We start from the raw sequence: 8797 nt of genomic DNA, 5'->3' as shown, positions 1-8797 counted from the left end.
GCCGCATAGCTACAACGACTATCGGTCACCAGTCGCCAGGGAGAAGTTGGCGGCGTGAAACCTTAATCGGTGTCCAAGATTACTTGACCAGTTCAAGCCCGCTCCCACAGTGGTAGGTGGTGATCACACATCCGGTTTCACACGGACAAACCGTGGGAGCGGGCTTGCTCGCGAAGAGGGAGGGTCAGTCAACACATCATCGACTGTTAGGGCGCCTTCGCGGGCAAGCCCGCTCCCACAGGTGGTAGGTGGTGATCACACATCCGGTTTCCCGGCATCAGATTCGGAACTGCCCGACCAGTTGGCCCAGTCGCTGGCCGAGGTCGGCCAGGCTGCGGGAGGTTTGCGCGCCCTGTTGGGTTTCGTCGGCGACGTTGTCCACGGCCACCGCGATCTGGTGCACGCTGCGGTTGATCTCTTCGGCCACGGCAGTCTGTTCTTCGGCGGCGCTGGCGATCTGTGCGTTCATGGAGTTAATGGTGCCGATCAGTTGCGCCATGGTGTCGAGCGATTCGCCGGCCTGGTTGGCCTGCGCCGAGGTGCCGTCGCCGGCCTCGCTGGAACGGCGCATGGCTTCCACCGCCGATTGGGTGCCGGCCTGCAAGCGGTCGATCATGCCCTGGATTTCCTGGGTGCTGATTTGCGTGCGGCTGGCCAGCGCCCGTACTTCGTCCGCCACGACCGCGAAGCCTCTCCCGGCTTCACCGGCGCGGGCGGCTTCGATGGCGGCGTTGAGTGCCAGGAGGTTGGTCTGTTCGGCAATCGAGCGGATCACTCCGAGCACGCTGACAATCGACGACACGTCTTTTTGCAGGCTGTCCAGTGACACGCCGCTGCTGCGAATGTCATCCACCAGCGCATGAATTTTCACAATGCTGCCGGCCACCACGCGCTTGGCAGCCTGACCTTCTTCGTCAGTCTGCTGCGCCGCGATGGCCGCGTTTTGTGCACTTTTGGCCACTTCCTGCGCCGCCGCCGACATCTCGTTGATCGCCGTCGCGACCTGATCGGTTTCGTGACGCTGACGCTCCATCGCCTGGTCCGAGCGCTGGGCCTGATCGGACACCTGATTGACCAGCCCGGTCAGTTGCGAGGTCATTTCGGTGATCTGGCGCACCAGGCTGTGAATCTTGTCGACGAAGCGGTTGAACGAGCCGGCCAGTTCGCCGAGTTCATCCTGGCTGGTGACGGTCAACCGGCGCGTCAAGTCGCCCTCGCCCGCCGCGATGTCATCGAGGTTGGCTTTCATCAGGGTCAATGGCCGCAGAATGGTATTGGCCAGCAGCATCCCGGCGGCGGCGATCACCACCAGCACCACGACGGCGATGCCGATGATGCTCAGCAACACGCCTTCCATGCGGTCCTGGACCTTGGCCTCGACCACCGCCACTTGCGCTTCGATACCGTCGAGGTTGACCGAGGTGCCGACCGCCATGTCCCACTTCGGCAGGTATTCGGTGTAGCCGAGTTTCGGCACCAGCACTTGCGAGTTGCCCGGCAATGGCGAGCTGTATTGCAGATAGTGCGTGCCGTCTTTGGCGACTTTCACCAGGTCGCGGTTGACGTAGACGCCGTTCGGATCGCGGTTGTCCTTGAAGCTCTGGCCCACGCCTTCCGGGCTGTTGGCCTTGAACAGGCGCACGGTGTTGGAGTCGTAGCCGAAGAAGTAGCCTTCCTTGCCGTAGCTGATGCTCGACAACAACTTGACCACCTGCGCCCGCGCCGCGTCATCGCCGGGGGCGGCCGCGTCGTACAGCGGTTTGATCGCGGTCATCGCCACGGCAACGTAACTTTGCAGGGTCGCCTTGGCATCGTTCAGCAGGCGCTGGCGGGTTTCCTCGACTTCCTTGTGCGCCTGCTCCTGCAGCACGAACAAGGTGGTCAGACTGATGATCAGCGCAAAGAGCAATACCGGGAGAACGGCAAGTGACAGGACTTTAGCCTTCAGGCTCAGGCGCATGACGGTTCGCTCTTTTGATGTTGTTGGCGGGGTTAAAGGCTTTAACGGCACGCCAAGTCAAAAGTTGAATCGCCGCCCCCCAATCCCCTGTGGGAGCGGGCTTGCTCGCGAAAACGGTGAATCAGTCACGTTGAGCTTGGATGTGACGACGTCTTCGCGAGCAAGCCCGCTCCCACAGGGGCGGAATGGGATCAGAGAACCATCGCGGCGACCCAGCCGAACGCCAGCAGCGGCAGGTTGTAGTGCAGGAACGTCGGGACCACGGTGTCCCAGATATGGTGATGCTGGCCGTCGATATTCAACCCGGAGGTCGGGCCCAGCGTCGAATCGGACGCCGGCGAACCGGTGTCGCCCAGTGCACCGGCGGTGCCGACGATGCACACGATCGCCATCGGGCTGAAGCCCAGTTGCACGCACAGCGGCACAAAAATCGCCGCCAGAATCGGCACGGTCGAAAACGACGAGCCGATGCCAATGGTCACCATCAACCCCACCAGCAACATCAGCAACGCGCCGATAGCCTGGCTGTGATCGATCCACGCCGCCGCGCTCTCGACCAGCGTTCGCACCTGGCCGGTGGCTTTGAGCACTTCGGCGAAACCTGAGGCGGCGATCATGATGAAGCCGATCATCGCCATCATCTTCATGCCTTCGGTAAACAGGTCGTCGGTCTCGCGCCACTTCACGATGCCCGAGACCGAGAAAATCAGAAAACCGGCCAGCGCGCCGATGATCATCGAATCCAGCAGCAACTGAATGATGAACGCCGCCGCAATGGCCAGGCCGGCGATGCCGAGTGTCATCGGGTTGTAGGCGACGCTGACCTGCTCGACCTGCTCGATTTTCTCAAGGTCGTAGACACGCTTTTTGCGGTAGCTGAACAACACCGCCACCAACAGGCCGAACACCATGCCCATCGCCGGAATGGCCATGGCGTGCATGACATTGATCTGACTGATATCAACGCCGGCCTTGCTGACGTTGGCCAGCAGGATCTGGTTGAGAAAGATGTTGCCGAACCCCACCGGAAACACCATGTACGGCGTGATCAGACCGAAAGTCATGACGCAAGCGATCAAGCGGCGATCCAGTTGCAGCTTGGTCAGCACGTATAAAAGCGGCGGCACCAGCAACGGAATAAAGGCGATATGTATCGGCAGGATGTTCTGCGAAGCGATGGCCACGACCCACAGCAAGCCGATCAAGAGCCATTTCACCTGACGCCCACCGCTGGCGTGTTGGCGATCCACCATCAACAGCGCTTTGTCCGCCAGCGCGTGGGCCAGCCCGGACTTGGCAATCGCCACCGCAAACGCCCCGAGCAGTGCGTAAGACAACGCCACCGTCGCCCCGCCGCCGAGGCCGCTGTTGAAGGCTTTCAGCGTGGCGTCGATGCCCAGGCCACCGGTCAGACCGCCGACCAGGGCGCCGACAATCAGCGCGATCACAACGTGCACGCGGGACAGGCTGAGCACCAGCATGACGCCGACCGCGGCAATTACAGCATTAATCATCGTTACCTCAAGGCACGCGAAAAGAGTCCGGCCGGCAGTCTGCGAAAGCGCCGCCAGCGGATGAAGGATTGGTTTTTTTTAGAGGGCGCGCACTGTGAAGGAAGCAGCCGCAAGCTGCAAGCCTGAAGCTGCAAGCTTTCGTGTCCTCACTGGCAGCTTGCAGCTCAAGAAAACGGCTGCCGGGCCGCTACAGTGCAAAGTCTCAGATAAATATCGAATAAGGACGTCTCCATGTCGCTCAGACAACTTTCCATCCAATGGAAAATCACCTTGCTGGCCGGGCTTTGCCTCGCGGGCATCGTGACCCTGCTGGTGGGCCTTTCGCTGTACCGCATGGAGCACAGCTCCGAGATGGTGAAAGCCTCAAGCATGGAGATGCTCACCGAAGCGGCCCAGGCGCGGATCGAATCCCAGGGCGAAAACCAGGCGCTGAACATTCGCCAGCAGTTCATGGACGCCTATCAATACGGCCATGGCTTCTCGCGTCAGGTGCTGTTCCTGCGCGATCAGGCGGAAAAACGCTTCCTCGATGCCTTCGATCTGCGCGAAGACCTGACGCGTCAGGTCAAGTCGGCGCTGCAAGCCAACCCGGACCTGCTCGGCCTGTCGCTGGTATTTGAAGCCAATGCGCTGGACGGCAAGGACGAATTGTTCGCCGGTCAGGCCGAGTTGGGCAGCAACGACAAGGGCCGTTTTGCCCTGTACTGGTCGCAGCCGACGCCTGGCAAAGTGACGTCGATGGCGCTGCCGGAAAGCGACATGGCCGACACCAGCACCGGCCCCAGCGGCGAACCGGCCAACGCCTGGTTCACGTGCCCGCGCACCACGCTCAAACCCTGCGTGATCGAACCGTACTTCTATGTGATCGACGGCCAGAACGTACTGATGACCAGCGTCGTCTTCCCGCTGCTGGTCAACGGCAAAGTCATCGCGTCGCTGTCGGTGGACATCAACCTCAACAGCCTGCAAGCGATGAGTCAGGGCGCGAGCAAAAAGCTCTACGACGGCCAGACCAGCGTCAGCATCATCAGCCCGGTCGGCCTGCTCGCCGGTTACAGCCCCGACGCCGGCAAACTCAGCCAGCGTCTGGATGCGGTGGACAAGACCAGCGGTGCCGAGCTGATTCGCCTGCTCGCCAGCAGCAGCAAAACCCAAAGCCTGCACGGCGATCAGCAATTGAAAGTGCTGGCGCCGTTCCAGCCGATTCCCGGCGGCAAGTCGTGGGGCGTGTTGCTCGACGTGCCGGAGAAAGTGCTGGTCGGCCCGGCCGAAATCCTGAAAAAACAACTCGATGACAGCAACAGCGCTGGCACCTGGGTCGAACTCGGCCTCGGGGTGCTGGCGGCGTTGATAGGTTTGGTGCTGGTGTGGCTGATGGCGCGCAGCGTGACCAGACCGATCCTCGGCGTGGCGCGGATGCTTGAAGACATCGCCAGCGGTGAAGGCGACCTGACCCGGCGTCTGGCGTACGACAAAAAGGATGAGTTGGGCCAGTTGGCCGGCTGGTTCAACCGCTTCCTCGACAAGCTGCAACCCATCATCGCCGAGGTGAAACGCTCGGTGCAGGACGCGCGCAGCACGGCGGACCAGTCGTCCGCCATCGCCACCCAGACCAGCGCCGGCATGGAGCAGCAATACCGCCAGGTCGATCAGGTCGCCACCGCGTCCCACGAAATGAGCGCCACCGCCCAGGACGTCGCCCGCAGCGCCGCGCAAGCCGCGCAGGCGGCCAAGGACGCGGATCAGGCGACTCGCCGTGGGTTGACGGTGATCGATCAGACCACCACCAGCATCGACAACCTCGCCGCCGACATGAGCGCGGCGATGGTGCAGGTCGAGGGGCTGGCGGCCAACAGCGAGAAAATCGGCTCGGTGCTGGAGGTGATTCGCGCCATCGCCGAGCAGACCAACCTGCTGGCCCTCAACGCCGCAATCGAAGCGGCCCGCGCCGGTGAGGCCGGACGCGGCTTTGCCGTGGTGGCCGACGAAGTGCGCAACCTGGCGCGCCGCACACAGGAGTCGGTTGAAGAAACCCGCCTGGTGATCGAGCAACTGCAAAGCGGCACGCAGGACGTGGTCGGTTCGATGAACAACAGCCATCGTCAGGCACAAGGCAGCGTCGAACAGGTGGGCCAGGCCGTGACCGCGTTGCGCCAGATTGGCGAGGCGGTGACGGTGATCAGCGACATGAACCTGCAAATTGCTTCGGCGGCGGAAGAGCAGAGTGCGGTGGCCGAGGAGATCAACAGCAACGTGGCGACGATTCGCGACGTGACCGAGTCGTTGTCGGGGCAGGCCAATGAGTCGGCGCGGGTGAGTCAGTCGTTGAACAGCCTGGCGAATCAGCAGCAGAGTCTGATGGATCAGTTTCGGGTTTGACCCGGATTTAGCCTGCACCGCAGATCAATGTGTGAGCGAGCTTGCTCGCGATAGCGGTTGTACATTCAACATCAACGTTGCCTGACACACCGCTATCGCGAGCAAGCTCGCTCCCACAGGTTAAGGGGTTGGCTTTGGACGGGTGTCAGCGCTTGGGCAGCTGGATGACCACTTTCAACCCGCCCCACTCGCTTTCTTCCAGCTTCAGCACCCCGCCCCACGTGTCGACGATGTCGCGCACGATGCCCAGTCCCAACCCATGCCCATCCGTCTGTTCATCCAGCCGCGTGCCGCGACTGAACACCTGGTCACGCTGCTCTTCGGGAATCCCCGGGCCGTCATCTTCCACGCTCAGTTCAAACCCTTCAGCCGATTCCACCACGCTCAAGCGAACCTCGGCATCCGCCCATTTGCAGGCGTTGTCCAGCAAGTTGCCGAGCAGTTCCAGCAAGTCCTCACGGTCCCACGGCAACTGCAACCCGGCCGGTGCGCGATAGCTCAGGGCCAGATGCTCGCCATGAATCATGTTCAGCGTGGCCAGCAACCCCGGCAGTTGCGCATCGCAATCGAACAACGCCCCTGGCAGCGCATCACCGGACAACCGTGCGCGATTGAGTTCGCGATTGAGTCGTTGCTGGACCTGTTCCAGTTGTGCCTTGAGCAGTTTGCGCAGCTCGGGATGGGCATCGAGTTTTTCGCTGGCAGCCATGCTGAGCAACACCGCCAGCGGGGTTTTCAGGGCATGGCCGAGATTGCCCAGGGCATTACGCGAGCGCTTGAGGCTGTCCTCGGTGTGGGCCAGCAAATGGTTGATCTGCGCCACCAGCGGCTCGAGTTCCACCGGCACTTGATCATCCAGTTGCGAACGCTGGCCCTGTTGCAACTGGGCAATCTGCTCGCGCGCCTTTTCCAGCGGACGCAAGGCGCGGCGCACGGTGATGCGTTGCAGCAGCAGAATCAGCAGCAGCCCGGCCAGCCCCAGGCCCAGGCCGACCTGTTGCATGCGCAGAAAGCTTTCGCGCACGGGCGTGTAATCCTGCGCGACGCTGATCGAAATCGACTGGCCAAGCCGTCGATAGTCCGAGCGCAGCACCAGCAATTGCTGACCTTCCGGCCCCAGTTGCAGGTTGCTGTGCAGGCCGGGCCGATCCATCGGTGGCAATTCCTGGTCCCACAGCGAGCGGGAGCGCCAATGGCTGTTGGCGAAATCGATGCGGAAGTAATGCCCGGAAAACGGCCGCTGATAGGCCGGCGACAGGTGACTTTCATCCAGCTGCAAGCCCTGCGGCCCGCGCACCAGCGCCACCAACAGGCTTTCGCTGTCGTCGCGCAACCCGGCTTCGAGGTAGCGTTGCAAACCCATTTCGAACAGCCACAGGCTGGTCTGCGCCAGCACCAGGCCGACGATCACCATCACACTGATCAAGCCCAGGCTCAAGCGGCGCTGGATCGACTTCACTGCGCTTGCCCGCCGAACAGGTAACCCTGGCCGCGACGGGTTTCGATCACGCTGCGCCCCAGCTTGCGCCGCAGGTGATTGACGTGGACTTCGAGCACGTTGGAATCGCGCTCGGTTTCACCGTCGTAGAGGTGTTCGGCGAGATGGCTTTTGGAGAGGATTTGCTCGGGGTGCAGCATGAAATAGCGCAGCAGGCGAAACTCGGCGGCGGTGAGCTGGATGTCGGCGCCGTCACGGGTCACGCATTGTCGACCTTCGTCCAGGTGCAAACCGGCGGCCTTGAGCGTCGGCTGATTGGCCTGGCCATGGGAACGACGCAGCAGCGCCTGCACCCGCAGGTGCAGCTCTTCGGGGTGGAACGGCTTGGTCAGGTAATCGTCGGCGCCAGCCTTGAGGCCTTCGATGCGCTCGGCCCAGGAACCGCGCGCGGTGAGGATCAGCACCGGCGTCATCAGGCCACCGGCCCGCCATTGCGCCAACACTTCAAGCCCCGGCAACCCCGGCAGGCCGAGGTCGAGGATGATCAAGTCATACGGCTCGCTGCTGCCCTGATACACCGCGTCGCGACCGTCCGCCAGCCAATCGACGGCGTAACCCTGACGGTTGAGGCCGGCCAGCAATTCGTCCGCCAGGGGCACGTGGTCTTCCACCAGCAACAGTCGCATCGGTCAATCTTCCTTGTCTTTGATTAAGCGGCCGGTGGCGGCTTCGATATCGAGTTCACGGACCACGCCTTCGGTGGTCAGCAACTCGACTTCATAAATGTAGACGTCGTGTTTTTCTTCAAGCTCCGCTTCCAGCAGTTTAGAGCCCGGATAGCGATCCAGTGCCTGTTGCAGCAGCTGTTCCAGCGGCAGAATCACCCCTTGCTGGCGCAAGCGCAGGGCTTCGTCCTGATCGAGGTCGCGGGCCAGCACCAATGGACAAAACGCCAACAGCACCAGCGCCATGCGTGAAAACGAAAGCACCTTCATTACGTATCCTGATGATCCTTGAGCACCTGGCCGCTGACAGCGTCTAATTCCAGGTCCCACTCAAGGCCTTGTGGGTCGCGCAGCTCAACCTGATAGATGTACTTGCCGTACTCTTCTTCCAGCTCGGTTTCGTTGATGGTCGAACCGGGGTGTTTGGCCACAGCCGTGGCGTTGAGCTTTTCGAAAGACACAATGGTACCAGCGTCGCGCAGCCGCAGGGCTTCGTCGGGGCCCAGGTCGCGAGCGTGGGCGAGGCTGGCGGTCAGGGTGATCAGGGAGGCGGTGAACAGGGCAGCCAGGGTTTTCATGGGTGTCTCCGTATTTTTTTGTGTGTTGCGTACGGCGCTCACCTTAGCGAGCCGAACTTAACTGAAACTGAATTGCCATCATTGGCCATGAACACACCACAATCCACGGTGGGAGCAACTGTCTTAACCCTGCCATTCGTCACCGCCATTCGGTGCCGTCGCGCAGCATGGCATTCAGCCGGATCAACAGTATCCGCATGCAG

Annotated in this window: 6 protein-coding genes and 3 pseudogenes; 2 read left to right on the top strand and 7 right to left on the bottom strand. The window is 61.9% G+C overall.

The window, feature by feature from the left end:
• Positions 1–277 precede the first annotated feature (277 nt).
• The 3 genes and pseudogenes from ACQKP4_RS27450 to ACQKP4_RS27440 all read right to left on the bottom strand — a co-directional run.
• A pseudogene (locus ACQKP4_RS27450) lies at positions 278–865 on the bottom strand (methyl-accepting chemotaxis protein); the annotation flags it as partial.
• A gap of 318 nt (positions 866–1183) precedes the next feature.
• Positions 1184–1960 (bottom strand): annotated as a pseudogene (locus ACQKP4_RS27445) (cache domain-containing protein); the annotation flags it as partial.
• Positions 1961–2151: 191 nt separating this feature from the next.
• Positions 2152–3471 carry a Na+/H+ antiporter family protein gene (locus ACQKP4_RS27440; RefSeq protein WP_427637145.1) on the bottom strand — a complete coding sequence of 440 codons (1320 nt, stop codon included), beginning with the start codon at positions 3469–3471 and terminating at the stop codon, positions 2152–2154.
• 234 nt (positions 3472–3705) lie between these two features.
• Here ACQKP4_RS27440 and ACQKP4_RS27435 point away from each other — a divergent pair.
• Together ACQKP4_RS27435 and ACQKP4_RS27430 are read left to right on the top strand one after the other, a co-directional pair.
• Positions 3706–4995 (top strand): annotated as a pseudogene (locus ACQKP4_RS27435) (HAMP domain-containing protein); the annotation flags it as partial.
• Between the two features lie 102 nt (positions 4996–5097).
• Positions 5098–5853, top strand: a complete 756-nt coding sequence (locus tag ACQKP4_RS27430; protein ID WP_371922087.1) for a methyl-accepting chemotaxis protein — start codon at positions 5098–5100, stop codon at positions 5851–5853.
• A 145-nt stretch (positions 5854–5998) separates the two neighbouring features.
• On the opposite strand, the gene ACQKP4_RS27425 is transcribed toward ACQKP4_RS27430, so the two are convergent.
• From ACQKP4_RS27425 to ACQKP4_RS27410, 4 genes are read right to left on the bottom strand one after another with little or no spacing between them, the layout of a single operon-like run.
• Positions 5999–7312: a sensor histidine kinase gene (locus tag ACQKP4_RS27425; protein ID WP_427637144.1), complete on the bottom strand. Its 1314-nt coding sequence runs from the start codon at positions 7310–7312 to the stop codon at positions 5999–6001.
• Complete coding sequence (locus tag ACQKP4_RS27420) at positions 7309–7977, bottom strand: response regulator transcription factor (protein ID WP_427637143.1); 669 nt, start codon at positions 7975–7977, stop codon at positions 7309–7311. The genes ACQKP4_RS27425 and ACQKP4_RS27420 overlap by 4 nt, the downstream gene beginning before the upstream one ends.
• Positions 7978–7980: 3 nt before the next feature.
• Positions 7981–8286, bottom strand: a complete 306-nt coding sequence (locus ACQKP4_RS27415; protein WP_427637141.1) for a PepSY domain-containing protein — start codon at positions 8284–8286, stop codon at positions 7981–7983.
• Positions 8286–8594 (bottom strand): PepSY domain-containing protein, encoded by a 309-nt coding sequence (locus tag ACQKP4_RS27410; RefSeq protein WP_427637140.1) that lies wholly within the window; start codon positions 8592–8594, stop codon positions 8286–8288. Before ACQKP4_RS27410 ends, ACQKP4_RS27415 begins: the two co-directional genes overlap by 1 nt.
• Positions 8595–8797 lie beyond the last annotated feature (203 nt).

The sequence above is a fragment of the Pseudomonas sp. NPDC086278 genome (assembly GCF_050280905.1).
GTDB lineage: Bacteria > Pseudomonadota > Gammaproteobacteria > Pseudomonadales > Pseudomonadaceae > Aquipseudomonas.
The sequence above is the reverse complement of the archived record's forward strand: the minus strand, read 5'-3'. Positions and strand labels throughout refer to the sequence as shown.

Bases quoted from the DNA above. Each gene is read 5' to 3' on its own strand.
- ACQKP4_RS27430 (WP_371922087.1), top strand. From the start codon at position 5,098: ATGGAGCAGCAATACCGCCAGGTCGATCAGGTCGCCACCGCGTCCCAC.
- ACQKP4_RS27420 (WP_427637143.1), bottom strand. From the start codon at position 7,977: ATGCGACTGTTGCTGGTGGAAGACCACGTGCCCCTGGCGGACGAATTG.
- ACQKP4_RS27415 (WP_427637141.1), bottom strand. From the start codon at position 8,286: ATGAAGGTGCTTTCGTTTTCACGCATGGCGCTGGTGCTGTTGGCGTTT.
- ACQKP4_RS27410 (WP_427637140.1), bottom strand. From the start codon at position 8,594: ATGAAAACCCTGGCTGCCCTGTTCACCGCCTCCCTGATCACCCTGACC.